Annotated in this window: 12 protein-coding genes and 2 pseudogenes; 4 read left to right on the forward strand and 10 right to left on the reverse strand. The window is 33.1% G+C overall.

What is annotated here, in order from left to right:
• Positions 1 to 68 precede the first annotated feature (68 nt).
• The 3 genes from ACP3TL_RS07525 to ACP3TL_RS07535 are packed head-to-tail and all read right to left on the reverse strand — an operon-like array spanning position 69 to position 3,357.
• The gene (locus ACP3TL_RS07525; protein WP_069818206.1) at positions 69 to 1,631 is read right to left on the reverse strand and encodes a peptide chain release factor 3; all 1,563 of its coding nucleotides are present in this window, start codon (positions 1,629 to 1,631) and stop codon (positions 69 to 71) included.
• Positions 1,632 to 1,643: 12 nt separating this feature from the next.
• On the reverse strand, positions 1,644 to 1,883 hold the full coding sequence (locus ACP3TL_RS07530) for a YueH family protein (protein WP_069818205.1): 240 nt from the start codon (positions 1,881 to 1,883) through the stop codon (positions 1,644 to 1,646).
• On the reverse strand, positions 1,873 to 3,357 hold the full coding sequence (locus ACP3TL_RS07535) for a UDP-N-acetylmuramoyl-L-alanyl-D-glutamate--L-lysine ligase (protein WP_069818234.1): 1,485 nt from the start codon (positions 3,355 to 3,357) through the stop codon (positions 1,873 to 1,875). The genes ACP3TL_RS07530 and ACP3TL_RS07535 overlap by 11 nt, the downstream gene beginning before the upstream one ends.
• A gap of 430 nt (positions 3,358 to 3,787) precedes the next feature.
• Here ACP3TL_RS07535 and ACP3TL_RS07540 point away from each other — a divergent pair, with 430 nt between their 5' ends.
• From ACP3TL_RS07540 to ACP3TL_RS07550, 3 genes and pseudogenes are all read left to right on the forward strand, one after another.
• On the forward strand, positions 3,788 to 4,963 hold the full coding sequence (locus ACP3TL_RS07540; protein WP_069832161.1) for a diglucosyl diacylglycerol synthase: 1,176 nt from the start codon (positions 3,788 to 3,790) through the stop codon (positions 4,961 to 4,963).
• Complete coding sequence (ltaA, locus tag ACP3TL_RS07545) at positions 4,941 to 6,143, forward strand: lipoteichoic acid biosynthesis MFS flippase LtaA (RefSeq protein WP_069832160.1); 1,203 nt, start codon at positions 4,941 to 4,943, stop codon at positions 6,141 to 6,143. Before ACP3TL_RS07540 ends, ltaA begins: the two co-directional genes overlap by 23 nt.
• Positions 6,144 to 6,345: 202 nt before the next feature.
• Positions 6,346 to 6,762: pseudogene (locus tag ACP3TL_RS07550) on the forward strand (transposase); the annotation flags it as partial.
• On the opposite strand, the pseudogene ACP3TL_RS07555 reads toward ACP3TL_RS07550, so the two are convergent.
• The 4 genes and pseudogenes from ACP3TL_RS07555 to ACP3TL_RS07570 form a co-directional block, all read right to left on the reverse strand.
• Positions 6,750 to 6,920: pseudogene (locus tag ACP3TL_RS07555) on the reverse strand (transposase); the annotation flags it as partial. The pseudogenes ACP3TL_RS07550 and ACP3TL_RS07555 sit on opposite strands and share 13 nt — an antisense overlap.
• Positions 6,921 to 7,187: 267 nt before the next feature.
• Complete coding sequence (locus ACP3TL_RS07560) at positions 7,188 to 7,697, reverse strand: YjcG family protein (RefSeq protein ID WP_002508084.1); 510 nt, start codon at positions 7,695 to 7,697, stop codon at positions 7,188 to 7,190.
• A gap of 85 nt (positions 7,698 to 7,782) precedes the next feature.
• Entirely contained in the window at positions 7,783 to 8,529 is a 747-nt protein-coding gene (locus ACP3TL_RS07565; RefSeq protein WP_069818049.1) for an esterase family protein, read from the reverse strand.
• A 96-nt stretch (positions 8,530 to 8,625) separates the two neighbouring features.
• Positions 8,626 to 10,197 (reverse strand): alanine/glycine:cation symporter family protein, encoded by a 1,572-nt coding sequence (locus ACP3TL_RS07570; protein ID WP_069833072.1) that lies wholly within the window; start codon positions 10,195 to 10,197, stop codon positions 8,626 to 8,628.
• Positions 10,198 to 10,535: 338 nt separating this feature from the next.
• Here ACP3TL_RS07570 and cozEa point away from each other — a divergent pair, with 338 nt between their 5' ends.
• Positions 10,536 to 11,621, forward strand: a complete 1,086-nt coding sequence (cozEa, locus tag ACP3TL_RS07575; protein ID WP_069826306.1) for a lipoteichoic acid biosynthesis protein CozEa — start codon at positions 10,536 to 10,538, stop codon at positions 11,619 to 11,621.
• A 171-nt stretch (positions 11,622 to 11,792) separates the two neighbouring features.
• Here the strand turns inward: cozEa and fabI are convergent, their stop codons facing one another.
• From fabI to mgtE, 3 genes are all read right to left on the reverse strand, one after another.
• Positions 11,793 to 12,563, reverse strand: a complete 771-nt coding sequence (fabI, locus tag ACP3TL_RS07580) for an enoyl-ACP reductase FabI (RefSeq protein WP_069833071.1) — start codon at positions 12,561 to 12,563, stop codon at positions 11,793 to 11,795.
• A 264-nt stretch (positions 12,564 to 12,827) separates the two neighbouring features.
• On the reverse strand, positions 12,828 to 14,672 hold the full coding sequence (locus ACP3TL_RS07585; protein WP_069833070.1) for a monovalent cation:proton antiporter family protein: 1,845 nt from the start codon (positions 14,670 to 14,672) through the stop codon (positions 12,828 to 12,830).
• Positions 14,673 to 14,681: 9 nt separating this feature from the next.
• Entirely contained in the window at positions 14,682 to 16,067 is a 1,386-nt protein-coding gene (gene mgtE / locus ACP3TL_RS07590; RefSeq protein ID WP_285336737.1) for a magnesium transporter, read from the reverse strand.
• Positions 16,068 to 16,093 lie beyond the last annotated feature (26 nt).

Below are 16,093 nucleotides of genomic sequence, written 5' to 3' on the forward strand. Positions count from 1 at the left end.
GTTACTCCCCTCTGACTACAAAGTCATAGGTATTCTATTAATATCGTTATTATACACAAATTATAGTTTTATAACAAACCATATAATTTAATTTCTGGAAACTTCTCTTCAAACCATCTTGTTGCAAATTCATTATCAAATAAAAATACATAATTTTCATAAATATCTTTAACTAAAATTGAACGCGATGTACTCATCTTATCTTTAACTTCTTCTTCATTTTCTATCCAACGTGCAATTTTCGGACCGACTGCCTCCATGACAACATCGACGTTGTATTCATTTTTCAAGCGATGTTCGAACACTTCAAATTGTAACTGCCCTACTGCCCCAATAAGAATTTGGTTTGTGTGTAGTGCTTTATAATATTGAATCGCACCTTCTTGAACTAATTGTTCAATACCTTTATGGAAGTGCTTTTGTTTCATAACGTTTTTAGCTGAAACTTTCATAAATAGTTCTGGTGTAAATTGTGGCAGTTCTTGGAAACTAAATTTTTGATTACCGCCGACTAACGTGTCACCAATTTGGTAATTACCAGTATCATACAAACCAATGATATCTCCAGCTACCGCATGGTTTACTGTTTCTTTATCATCAGCCATAAATGATGTTGAACGTGTGATTTTTTGTTTTTTCTTCGTACGTTGTAATGTAACGTCCATGCCACGTTCAAATGCACCACTCACTACACGCATAAAGGCAATACGGTCTCTATGTTTAGGGTCCATGTTCGCTTGGATTTTGAAAATAAATCCTGAAAAATCTAAATCATAAGGTTTTACTTCAACTTCCTCTTTTGTTTGACGACTATGCGGCATTGGTGCATGATCCACATAAGCGTTTAAGAAGTTTTGAACTCCAAAATTAGCTAATGCCGAACCGAAAAATACGGGCGTTAATTCACCATTTAATAATGCTTCATTATCAAAGTCTTCTCCCGCTTCTTCTACTAGCATCAATTCCTCAATAGCTTGAGAAAACGCGCTATCATTTTTCATCTTGTGATCTTCTTCTAATTCAAAATCATCATTTAAGTGCAGTGTATTTTCTTCATCTCTAAAAGGTTCAATTGTATGTGAATCGCGATCAATAATACCAAAGAAATTTTGTCCCATTCCTATCGGCCAATTCATTGGATATGTTTCAATTTCTAAAGTAGATTCAATTTCATCTAATAATTCAAAAGGTTCTTTACCAACACGGTCAAGTTTATTAATAAAGGTAAAGATTGGAATACCTCTCATTTTACACACTTTGAAAAGTTTTAGTGTTTGTGGCTCAATTCCTTTTGCACAGTCAATTACCATAACAGCACTATCTACTGCTAAAAGTGTTCTATATGTGTCTTCTGAAAAATCTTCGTGTCCTGGTGTATCTAAAATGTTGATTTTATAGTGATCATAATCAAACTGCATCACTGAACTTGTAACTGAAATACCACGTTCTTGCTCAACTTTCATCCAGTCACTTGTTGCAAACTTCCCACTTTTTTTACCTTTAACAGTTCCTGCTTCTCTAATCGCACCACCAAATAATAATAACTTTTCAGTTAATGTGGTTTTACCAGCATCAGGATGAGAAATAATTGCAAAGGTTTTTCTAGATTCTACTTCTTCCTTTATACTCATTTTTAATCTCCTTTAATCCTCAAGTATCAATCTGACAATGTCTGTACCAATCTTAGTTGCTGTAGACTCATCAAGTAACGTAAACAAGTGTATCACAAGTTCATCATTGATATCATCTTCATTTAATGTTGTATCTATTTCTAATGACCAATTTAATTCTGGGAGCGCAATTAAATAAATTTCCGCTTTCGTATCTTCATAAATATATAAATTTGAATGCACATCATTACAATTTATATTGCTAATCTTCAACGGGCCCACCACCAAATTTTTTATATGCCGCTTCTAAACCAATTAAATCATCTCTATGAGGTACTTTTACATGGCCAGGCATAATTTGATACGGTTCCCTACCTTTCGAAGCTAACACTACGGTATCTCCAGGCTCGGCGATATCAATCGCATGGCGTATTCCTTCTGCACGATCCTCAAATTCGATGTAATTATGATGTGTCGCACCTTGTGCCAGTGCTTGTGTTAACACTTTAGGATCATCGTTAGCTGGATTATCTGGTGTGAAAATCACATAATCTGCACGGCATGCAATGCGTCCCATTTCAGGCGCTTTGCCCATATCTCTTTCTCCTGCCAAACCACATAAGAAAATTAATTTTTGTGAAGTAAAGGGCTGAACCGCATCGATTAATTTATCCATACCATCTGCTGTATGTGCATAATCAATAATCAAATCAATTGGCAGCGCTGGGTCTAATACTTCAAGTCTGCCTTCCACTGGTTCTAAGCTTTCAACTGCTTTTACAATTTCACTTAACTTAACACCCTTACTCCAAACAGCAATCATTGCGGCCATAATATTAGAAACATTAAAGCGTCCAACATAAGGTGATTTCACATAAAAATCACCCTCTGGCGTTACGAAATTAAAAGTCACACCTTGTAATGATTCATTTATATCTTCAGCCATAAATTGTGCTTTATTGTTAATGCCGTAAGTAAACGCTTCAAATGGTGATACTGATGCAAGATATTCAGAAAATTCATCATCTTGATTTAACACAACAAATTTTTCTTGAGACAAATCTTGGCCAAGTTGACTAAATAATAGTGATTTTGCATGGCCATATGCTTCCATTGTACCGTGAAAATCCAAATGATCTTGTGTTAAATTTGAAAAAATTGCCACATCGAAGTTAACGCCACTTAAGCGCCCCAATGACAAACCATGGCTTGAAACTTCTAAAGTCATAGCCTCTGCTTTCTTTTCAACAGCTTCATTGATTTTTTTAGTTAAAGCTACAGTTTCTGGTGTAGTATTAGAGCCTTTTGATTTATCTTCATTAATCTGAAAACCATTTGTGCCTAAGTAAGCACTGCCTTTACCTAATTTTCTATAGATATGGTGTATCATTGTAGCGATTGATGTCTTGCCATTTGTTCCCGTGACACCATAAGTTACAAGTTGTTTGCTTGGATAATTAAATAACTGATTTGCTAATAGACTTGCTGCGCGTAAAGTATCAGGTACTATGATTTGTGTCACGTTACCGTCTAATTCTTGCACTTGACTTACAACGACGATTTCGCAGCCTTGGTTTACTACGTCTTGACAGAATTTGTGACTATCAACGGTATAACCTTTTGATGCTACAAAAACGCTGCCTTGTTGTGCAGTACGAGAATCAGTTGTGATATCTGTTACATCTCTCTCTAACGTACCGACAACCTGTTTTACTCTAATTTTTTCAAATAACAAATTTGCATCCAACATTTATCGCTCCTTTATTTCCAATACTTCTATTATACACATTTTTCTTTGATTTTATAGAATCTAATATCTAGATTTTAATAATTTCTTCCTATTATATGTGCGTTTTTATAATATGAAAATTACATGATTTTTTTGAGTTTAAATTAGCTTTAAATTGCTTTGTTAATTTTATGTAACCCGTTTGTTAATATTTTTTATATATTCGCTTAATTTTTGCTTTTCAAGCATACATTATATTAAGCGTGGTAATGTATTAATATACAATGACTTAATTTTTTGCATACAGATTTCTGAATTCAGTATGAATCATTTCATATCAGTATGTAAAATGATATAATCTTTTGTAATTATGTTTTTTCTTTCGCATGTCAAGAAAATGCGTTAAACTTAGCATGAGCTAAATTTATACTATTGGAGGGTGGCTTAAATGGTTACTCAAAACAAAAAAATACTAATCCTTACTGGATCCTTTGGTAATGGTCATTTACAGGTTACTCAAAGTGTAGTGAACCAGTTTAACGAAATGAATCTAGACAATTTAACAGTTATTGAACATGATTTGTTTTTAGAAGCTCACCCAATACTGACTTCTATATGTAAAAAGTGGTACATTAACAGTTTTAAATATTTCAGAAATATGTACAAAGCATTTTACTATAGTCGTCCCGACCAATTAGACAAATGTTTCTATAAATACTATGGACTTAATAAATTAATAAATTTACTGTTAAAGGAAAAGCCTGATTTAATCTTGCTTACTTTCCCAACACCAGTAATGTCTGTTCTGACAGAACAATTTGACATGAACATTCCAATTGCAACTGTAATGACAGATTATAGAATGCAAAAGAATTGGATAACTCCCCATTCTCAAAGATATTATCTAGCTACTGAAGATTTAAAAGAGGAGTTTGCTAGCATAGGTATTCCTAAATCGCATTTAAAAGTTACTGGAATCCCTATTGCAGATAAATTTGAAGCGGATATTGATAAAACATCGTGGCTTCGTCAAAATCACTTAAACCCTGACAAACCAACGATACTTATGTCTGCAGGTGCCTTCGGTGTATCAAAAGGCTTTGATCAAATGATACAAGAAATATTAAATCGAAGTCCACACTCTCAAGTCGTAATGATTTGTGGCAAAAATAAAGAATTGAAACGTACGTTATCTGCGCAATTTAAAAATTACGACAACGTGCTCATCGTAGGTTACACTAAGCATATGAATGAATGGATGGCTTCAAGCCAATTAATGATTACTAAACCAGGCGGCATCACAATATCCGAAGCCTTGACACGTCAGACCCCAATGATTTTCTTGAATCCTGCTCCAGGTCAAGAATTAGAGAATGCAAATTACTTTGAAGAAAAAGGATTTGGTTTGATTGCTGACACACCTGAAGAAGCAATACAGCAAGTTGCAACATTAACAAATACACCATCAAAAATAGCAGAAATGACTCAGTCTATGAATGAATCTCGAATTCCATATTCAACTTACAAGTTGTGTAATGACTTGTTAAATTTACTAGATCATTCATCTCGCTATGAAGAAGTTTACGGAAAGGTTCCTTTATATGCAAAGCTCTTCGTTAAATAAAGATAATTATCATTCAAATAAAAACTTTATAATCTTGTTAGTAATTTTGTTCTTAATGGAATTTGCCCGAGGTATGTATATATTAAGTTACTTAGCATTACTTCCAACAGCAACCTCAATTGCGGTAGGTGTCACATCTATCGCTATTTCTGCTCATTTTATAGCTGATGCAACAACCAACTTCGTGATTGGTTTTTTACTTAAACGATTAGGCACAAAACTCGTACTCACATTAGGTTTTCTACTTGCATTCGGTAGCTTATTCTTAGTCATTTGGTTCCCGACTTCTCCGATTGTTCTAATTATCAGTGCAGTATTACTTGGTATAGCAGTTAGTCCTATTTGGGTCATTATGCTTGCAAGTGTTGATGAAAAAAATCGTGGCAAACAAATGGGTTATGTTTATTTTTCATGGCTCCTCGGTTTACTTGTCGGCATGGTTGGCATGAACCTTATCTTCAAGTTCCACCCGACGAAATTTGCGTTTATGATGTCATTGGTTGTACTTATTGCTTGGATTTTGTATTACTTCGTGAAGATAAGACTGACGAATTATAATACGCGACCAGTCAAGCAACAATTAGGCCAAATCGTAGATGTTTCAAAACGTCATTTAATTTTATTCCCAGGTATTTTGTTACAAGGTGCTTCAATCACGGCATTAGTACCTATCCTACCTACATATGCAACGAAAGTTGTCGGAGTATCTACTGTAGAATATACTATGGCGCTTGTCTTTGGGGGTATTGGTTGTGCGATCTCGATGCTCTTCTTATCAAAAATCATTGATAGACATGGTATATTATTTATGTACAGCGTCATTTTTGGTGGTTTTCTACTATATACGATAATGATATTTGCTTTATCACTGATTACAGATATTACACTTGTATGGATATTGGCAATCTTTATTGGTCTGATGTATGGTATATTACTACCTGCATGGAACACATTTATGGCAAGCCATATACATATAGATGAGCAAGAAGAAACTTGGGGTGTATTTAACAGCGTACAAGGTTTTGGTTCAATGATTGGCCCACTTGTCGGTGGTTTAATCACTCAATTCACAGCTTCTGTAAATAATACATTTTATTTCTCAGCATTATTATTCTTATTCTTAGCTATATTCTATGGTTTATATTTTATTAAAAAAAGAAAATATCATCTAAACTCATAATATTTTCAATGAGATTATAGCCACAAAATAAGGAGCTTGGACATAAATATCCTATTCTCAAATTAAAACAGCAATCTATTAGTTTCTAATGGATTGCTGCTTTTCTATGTTAAAATCGGAACAATTATATAAATTTATACAAAAAAATAAGCCACTTCGTATAATAAAGTTACTCTAACATAATTTTAAAACGAGGTGTCTTATGTATAAAAATTATAATATGACTCAGCTAACACTACCAATGGAAACTGAAATTTTGATTCCTAACAATGATATCGCACATGCAGTTAATCAAATTGTTGAAACAATTCCAGAAACAGAATTCTACGAATTCAATCACTTAAATGGTGCATCCTCTTATCACCCTAAAATGTTGTTGAAAATAATTCTTTATGCTTATACACAATCAATATTTTCTGGACGAAGAATTGAAGCTGCACTTTCAGATAGTATTCGTACGATGTGGTTATCTCAAAATCAAAAACCATCATATAGAACAATCAATCGTTTTAGAGTACATCCAATCATGGATAAATTATTAAAGTCCCTATTTGTTAACTTTAGAACCCAACTTATAGAACAAAAACTCATTGATAATGAGTCCATATTTATTGATGGTCTTCCATTATCAAGACAATATTTGTCTTCGACAAGTTCATAAATGAAATTTAAATCCAATATATTATCTACTCTACGTAATAAGTGATTACTAGGAACTAATTCCGATATTGAAATCATTTCATATTGATCTCTTTTATCGATTGATTTATTCAACATTACAAACACCACTACTGTTTAATTTAAATATATTATATTATTTTTGTTTAAAAAATGGCAGTAATTTGTGCCGACTCCTGCGGGAAAAGCACTAGCCGAAGACTACAGGCTGAGGCTGTGCCCGCGGAAAGCGTGCACAAAAAAGTGCCAACAAAGTCGGAGACTTTGTCGACACTCTGTAAGGAGTCACTAACAAGTTGTTAGTGACTCCTCTTTTAATTCCATTTTTTATCGTAAGCAATCATAGATGCTACTAATGGGCATTATTTAAGCTAAGTTAAAGTTATCTAATACTTTCCATTTTTCATCTTTCTCATCGTAATAAACTAAAGAAAGTTGTTCAATTGTTTCTTTATAATCAATACCCGCTAATTTCAATTGTCCATAAATATCTTCGAACTCTTGGCTTGTTAGTCCTTGCGCAATTGTAAAATGTGGTACAAATGAGTGATCTGGCACGCCATGGAAATCACCATTGTTAAATTTGTAGAATAATTTTTCTAAAGTTTCAGTTTTTTCAACTTTAAAATAAATGACATTGGTAATCGGCGCGAAGTTCGATGCTTTTGTTGCATGAACATCAACGGCTGGTATACCCTCAAGTCTAGATTTAATTGTCTCTTTGACAGATTCTAAATCGCTATCGTTTATTTTAAATTGCCCCTTAATCGTGATATGCGGCATAATTGACGCATAATGAGCATCATAACGCTTACGATATGCATTCACTTCATCTTGAAACGCTTTTGACGGAATTAATGCTAATCCTAAAATCATTTAAATTCCTCCTTTGTTTAACATAATTACATTATATCAAATTTCTGAAAAATTCGTTACTTTAAACTAAATTTTATTCAGATTATTAAAATGAAATATTATCTGACAAAAAATACTTTAGCAAATCATCGAGTAAATGCTTCCATGATTTCCATCTATGGCCGCCTTCAAACTCTATGTAATGATGCGTGAAGTTATTTGCTTCAATAATCGATTTCAGTTCACGGTTAGGCGTTAGAAAATCTGCACGCTTACCGTTTGTTGGTAACTCAAAGTCTGCTTCTTCTAAACCAACCGCATGCCATATTGTTAACTGTTCTTGAAATTGACATCGTTCAATTAAAGTTTGAATCACTTCATCATGTTGTGGACTTAATAAACCAACTTGACTAAAAATTCTTGGATAAGATAAAGCTGTCATTAAAGCTACGCTTCCAGCTAAACTATCTCCAAGTACTATACGCGCATTACCTACTTTATATGTAGGAAACGTTCGATCAATAAAAGGTAAAATTTCGTTCGCTACTGCTTTAACTGTTAAATGCGTACGCGCACCTTGTGGATGAAATTCTGCACGTCGTTTATCAACGTCTTCATAATGAAAGCCAACAAAGATTGCTTTTTCAATTTCATTCGCTTCACGTAGACTTTCATAACTTCTATGAATTCTTCCAAAACTAAAAAAATCTAAACCATCAAAACAAAATACAACTTTATACTTAAATAATTCAGAAAAATCTTTTGGTAAATAAATAGATAGTGTGACATCTCGTTCTAATAATTCGCTAGGAAAACTAATTTTATTAATTCTTCCTGGTTGAAAATCATACATAAATAATGCGCCCCCTAGTAGTCTTAATGACATTGTACCAAGAGACGCATTATTTTAAAATATTTCAACTTAATTTTTTATAAAATGAATACTGAGTTATTCCTCAAACTTTTCTTCTTTTAGTCGTTTAGGATAATCTTTATGCCAAAAGACAGCATTAGGCAATTTCTTAGGATCTGGTTTATAAATTGCTTTTTTACCTGATCCAAGGTCTTTCTTCTGTTTCTCATAATCTTTCAAGGCGTTAATTGCAGGCTTATGCAATATCCAAATTGCAATGATATTTAGCCAAGCCATCATACCTACACCTAAATCACCCATCATCCACGCTACATCAGCAGTTTTCACTGCACCATACACTGTAGCTGCAATGAGAACAATTCTAGTGATATTAATATAAACAAAAGTCATTTTTTTCGAACTTTTTCTAGTTAAATACGTAATATTGGTTTCAGCAATATAGTAATATGCCAATATTGTTGTAAAGGCAAAGAAGAATAGTGCAATCGCAATGAAGTATGACCCTATTCCTGAGAATGCAGGATCGAAATGATAACCACTGCCTTGGAATGCTTTATCAATACCAGCTTGCGCGTACATTGCTGTACCAGAATAATCTTTATCTCCATTCGACATCTCTACAAAAATACCATTATCTTTAATCAAACTGGCTTTACCGTCTGACATGTCAGCGTTACCAGTGACATTATATGTACCTGAAAGTAAAATGATTAATCCTGTTGCCGTACACACAAAGAGTGTATCAATATATACTGAGAATGATTGTACTAGCCCTTGTTTAGCTGGATGAGATACTTCTGCTGCAGACGCAGCATGTGGTCCCGTCCCTTGACCTGCTTCATTTGAATATAGACCTCTTTTAACACCAATTTCAATCATTGCCCCAACGATTCCACCAAATGCTGCTTCAAACCCAAATGCAGATTTGAATATTAAAGCAAATAGCGCTGGAACTTGTTCAATATTAATAAATATAATAACAACTGCCATTAAAATATATAAAATTGCCATAAACGGAACAACTGCAGTTGCAGCGTTTGCAATCCATTTAATACCACCGAATATAATTAAAGCAATTATTACTGCCAAAAATGTTGCGACTATCCAAGGTTCAAAACTAAACGCATTTTTCATTGAACTAGAAATTGCATTGGATTGAACACCTGGTAATAATAAACCTACTGAAATTACTGTTACTACAGCAAAGATTAAACCATAAATTTTACCGAGTTTACCTTTGATACCATATTCGATATAGAATGCTGGTCCACCTCGATACTGCCCCTTTTCTTCCCTTTTATAAATCTGACCGAGTGTAGATTCAATAAATGCACTACCAGCTCCTAAAAATGCTGATGCCCACATCCAAAATATCGCACCAGGACCACCAATGAATATAGCAGTCGACACACCTACAATATTACCAGTACCTACACGACCTGCTAATGATAGTGCAATCGCTTGGAAACTGGATATACCTGTAGGTGATTTCTCCCCTTGAAACATTAGACGTATCATTTCTTTAAAATGTCTAACTTGGAAAAAGCGCATCATAAATGAAAATAATACCCCTGTAAGTAACAAACCATAGACTAAAGGCTTGCTCCATACAATATCATACAACCACGTAAGTAAACTCTCTAACATAACGTATCCCCCTTGTTGTACCATTATGTATAATGATATTTTTTATCATTATACACATATAAAATGTTCCGCGCAACGCATTTCATAAGTTATCTTTTTCACAATTTATATATTTTTAATTGTGAATTAATAATAAAAATTTTTAATAACTTAAATTCTCTAATGAAATAATTTTACACTATTTAATGCATTATGTGACTTTAGTTAATATTCTATAAAGTTATTTGAATCGATTTCATTATTCATCGAATTGACATCAATTTTTATCTTTTGTTCTGTAGCTATTTGAGATATACTAAATAGTACTTCAAATACGATTTTTTAGGAGGAAAAGTCCTATGCTTAATAAGGTTTGGTTTAGAACAGGTGTTGCCTTACTTATCCTGTTTTTACTAATCAAATTAGTAATGGAAGTCCATAGTGTCTTCACACCATTTATTGTTATTATTCAATCAGTGTTGTTACCACTGTTACTTAGTGGCTTCTTATTCTATATCTGTTTACCTTTTCAAAAAATACTTGAAAAAAACAAAGTCCCACGTTGGGGTAGTATAACAATTATCTTGATTGCGTTAGTTATTATTATAAGCAGCTTTGTAGGTTATATTGCACCGCTGATAATAGAACAAATTTCAAGATTAATTAAACAAATCCCAGCGCTACAAAATGAAGTTCAACACATTGTTAATTTTGCTTTAGATCAAATGGAAAGATTACCAGCAGATGTAACAGACAGAATTAATAATATGATTAAATCAATGAGCGATGGCGCTACTAGCTTATTATCTAATTCATTAGGATTCGTGACATCATTTATTTCTACTATGTTTCTACTCATCATGGTGCCATTCTTCCTAATTTATATGCTAAAAGACCACGAAAGATTTATTCCTTTTATTGCAAGATTATTTAAAGGGGATAGAAAAGTGTTCGTAGTTGAATTATTAAAAGACTTAAACGAAACAGTTAAATCTTATATTCAAGGTCAAGTAACTGTAAGTATTATTTTAGGTGTCATTTTATATATTGGTTATTCTATTCTAGGACTTAACTATACTTTATTACTTGTTATGTTTGCCTGTCTGGCCAATATGATTCCATTCTTAGGTCCTTGGATGGCATTTGTACCTGCTGGAATCATTGGCATTATACAAAGTCCAACGGTATTTATTTGGGTCTGTATCATTACACTGATTGCACAACAGCTAGAAGGAAATGTCATTACGCCAAACGTTATGGGTAAATCTTTAAACATACATCCATTAACAGTCATTGTTGTGATTTTAGCAGCAGGTAACCTTGGTGGTTTTGTACTCATTCTTGTTGCTGTGCCACTATATGCTGTTATTAAATCTATCGTCCGTAATGTATTCCGGTATAGACAACAGCTTATTGAAGCAGCTAATAGTGACGTCAAAGATTAGCTCGTTTATAAAAATTGTTATTTAACTAAAAAAGCTGAAAGATCCTTTACATTAATAAGGATCTTTCAGCTTTTTAGTTTGTCATCATAGTGCCACTTTTTATAGTTTTTAAAAAAACACCTCTAACGTGCAATAATTACTACACATTGCTCATTAGAGGTGTTTTGATTATTATTTAACGATATGATAACCACTGTCAACATGAATGTTTTCACCAGTTACTCCACTAGAGAAATCACTTAATAAGTATGCTGCAGTTTTACCTACTTCTTCTTGATCAACATTACGTTTTAATGGGGCGCGTTCTTTTATCTCATTTAAAATCGTATTGAATCCGCCTACGCCTTTTGCACTTAAAGTACGTATTGGACCTGCTGAGATTGCATTTACACGAATATTTTCTTCACCTAAATCTAATGCTAAATAACGGACATTTGCTTCTAAACTTGCTTTAGCAACACCCATAACATTATAATTTTGAACAGCAAATTCGCCACCTAAGTATGTTGTAGCTACGATACTACCACCTTCAGGCATCAATTTTTTAGCTTCACGTGACACGATTGTTAATGAGTATGAACTTATGTCTTGCGCTAATAAAAATCCATCGCGAGAAGTATCTATGAAACGACCACGTAAATCTTCCATGTTTGCAAAAGCGATTGAGTGATAAACACCATTAATGTTTCCAACTTCTTCGCCAATTTTAGCAAAACCGTCGACAACATCTTCATCTTTTTGAACATCAATTTGATACATATGATGTGTTTCTTGATTCAATTGTTCTACTAATTTTTCTAACTCTTTTTTACTTCGATCTTTACGATATGTAAATACTAATTTTGCACCTAATTCATCTAATACTTTAGCTACACCAAATCCGATACTACGTTTATTAGCAATACCCATAATGACAAACGTCTTATTTTCTAAATTAAACATGAGAATAACTCCTTTATTAAAGTTTTCATTTTAAACCGGTTCGAGAAATCATCAGAAAGCTTTGACTCATTGACTCGATTCCAATTCCAATATCCCTTATTTTAACATTGGTTTGATTGTTTAAACAGTTTTTTTACTATATATAACCTATTTAATTAATATCTACGCTTTCTATCAAATGAAAGTTATTTTAAACCTAATTATAAAAGTAAGGCGTCAGAGGTACATAAAAATTACTTTTTTAACTTAACGCTATACTCGTTACTAATAATAAAATTCTAATTCACGTTTCAATTCATCTACATATTCTTTAGAGCCTGTTACAATCACTCTATCTCTATAGCGTAATTGTGTATCACCATGAGGCACGATAGACTCATTATTTCTAATGATACGTACAAAGATAATATCGCCATCGAATGGGAAATTACGTAATTGAATTTGGTCATATTGATGGTTTAACATTGCGATTTCATATAATGAAGTTTCAACATTACTTAAAAGATTAAGCATGTTTGGCGTTTCAATTAAACCTTTCAGTAATATTTTGTTACTCAAATAACTACTGAATACTTCTATGCCTTCTTTTTGTAGTTCAACATCACTAGAGCTTGATTCTAACCTACAAATTACACGTTTAACGCCATGTGCTTTAGCCATCAAAGCAACTTTTCGGTTAATATCATCATCATTAGTTGAACAGACTACAATGTTTCTTTCAAATAAGCCTAAACGTTCCAACAACTCTTCTTCATAATCAGCAATTTCAATCATAGAAATGGCGTCAGATAACTTGCGTTTATCACTTAAATCATTTCTATAATAAAGTGAAACTTGATAAAGCTGTGAAGTTAAATTTTGAGCAATAGGTATTGTTAATTGGTTTTTACCGATTAAGCTAACTTCAATTTGTCTTGTTGCTTCATCTGGCATTGGGAACATCTTTTTAAAGACAATAGGTACAAATACACATGTAATAACTGAACTTAGTATTAAAATACCTGATATTTCACTAGAAATAGTACCTAATTGTTCAGCGATTTTCGCCGATGCGATTACTAAAGATAGTGTTGAAGTCAGTAGAAAAGCCGAAGAAATCGTTGTTTTCATATCAAACCATCTACGTATGTAAAACACAGGAACTAATTTCGAAATTAAAAATGCTAATATTAAAAAGGGTATAATTAATAATAACGATGGTTCTTTAATTAACTCTGGAATGTTTAAATCTACCCCTACCATTATAAAGAATATAGGAATAAAGAAACCATAACCAAATGAATCTAACTTCTCTACCATATCTTCATCTGGACCTAATAATGATACAACGACACCTGCTAAGAATGCCCCAAGTATATTTTCAGCACCTACGCCTTCTGCTAATGCTACTAACAAAATGATCAATGCAAAGACTGCACGTATTCCTATTTGTGTCGTACCATCCATCAACATTTGCAGGAATTGCGCTTTCTTGAAGATACCTCCTAAGAAATAAAAGATAAGTGTAAATACAACTAAACTACCAATTAACCAAAGTGATGTGTTGCCAGAAGCATGCATCGCACCATAACCTGTAAGTAGTATCATTGTCACTAAATCTGCTAGTACAGCAACAAGTAGGATAAATTGTCCTATTGTAGTGCGCATAATGTTCATTTCTTTTAAAGTTGGTACTACTACACCTAAAGAAATTGTGGAAATAATAATTACCATAAGTAAAACATCATCTATTAATCCGAACCATTTAAACATATAAGCAAATACAATTGAAATAATCATAATAGCCATAAATACAATAACTGCTAATTGTAAATGCCCAGGTTCTTGTTTTTTAGATTTTTCTTCTTGTGTAGTCGAACTTTTATCTTTTTTAAATGCTTTAAAATCTATTTCTAAACCACTTAAAAACATTAAAAAGATAAATCCTAAAGTGGATAAAATATTAAGCATCGCATCGCGCTCTACTAAATTTAAAAATGAGTGACCAATAACGATACCCATTAATATTTCAGCAACTACGACAGGTAAAAAACTAACACGTAGTCTATTGACTAAAATTGGTGTTAAAAATGCCGCTAATACAACGACAACAAGCGATAGAAATTCCATATAACCCTCCTACGTTAAATAAGACATAAATGACGTTGCTAAACCAAAATAAATTAACATACTTACGATATCATTAATTGTTGTAATAAAAGGGCCACTCGCCACTGCGGGGTCGATTTTCAATTTATCCATAACTAACGGAATCATTGAGCCTACTAATGTACCGACTGTCATTGCTATCGTCAAACTAGCGCCTACAATCACTGCTAATATGGGTTGACCATAAAGTATCAGTATAATTAAAAATAGCACTATTGAGCAAATTAAACCACTTAAAAAACCACTTCCAGTTTCTCTCAGTGCTACTTTGAATTTACTTTGCTCGTAAATTTCACCAGTTGAAATATTACGCACAGAAACGGCAAGCGATTGTGTACCAGAATTACCTGACATCCCACTTACAATTGGAATAAAGGCAGCTAATAATGCCACTTGCGATAAAGTATCTTCGAAAGAGCCTAAAATTGTGGCAGTAATCATACCTAAAAATGTTAATATGATTAACCATGGCAAGCGTTTTCTAGCTGTTTTTATAATGGAATCATTCGTCGCATCAACATCTGACACACCGGCTAAGCGTGAGTAGTCCTCGCTAGCTTCTTCATCCATAACATCTAAAATATCATCGATAGTAATAATACCAAGTAAATGATCTTGATAATCTACTACAGGCATCGCAATAAAATCATAATCTCGCATTTTTTGAGCAACATCTTCTTGATCATCTGCCGCATTTGCACTGATTACACGTTCACTCATAATATCTTCAATATATGCATCATTTTCAGCCACAATTAAATCTCTTAATGAAAGTACGCCTGCGAGTTGTTTATTATCATTCACTGTGAAAATAACATAAATTGTTTCGGCATCTGGTGCTTGTTCTTTTACATGCATCATTGCTTCTTTAACTGGCATTGTCGCTTTTAAAGAAATATACTCTGTTGTCATGATACCACCAGCAGTATCTTCTTCGTAGTGTAGTAATGCTTTGATTTCTTTAGCATCTTCACGTTTCATTAATGTGAGTAAGCTAACAATTTTTTGCTTAGATAACTGATTCATTATATCTACAGCATTATCATAAGACATGTCTTCTAGCACTTTACTCGCATATTCGGCATCCATAGTGTCAAAAAGTGATTCATATTCATCTTCGTCAATTTCTAATTGCTCAAAGAAATCAGCTACTTCTTCTGGTGATAATACTTCAAATATTCTTTGTCGAATTTCTTCATTGCTGTCTTCAAAGTATTCACTTTGTTCATATGTATGCATCGCTAAAAATTCATTTCTAAATTCATCGATATGGTTTTCAAGCAACAAATTATCTAACAACGCTTGATCATATACTTGTTCGTCCTCTAAAGTGATTGAATCCTTTTCATTAGCCAATGGCCCCACCTCCATGAATGTTAAAA

Source organism: Staphylococcus caseorum (assembly GCF_049943195.1).
GTDB classification, from domain to species: domain Bacteria; phylum Bacillota; class Bacilli; order Staphylococcales; family Staphylococcaceae; genus Staphylococcus; species Staphylococcus equorum_A.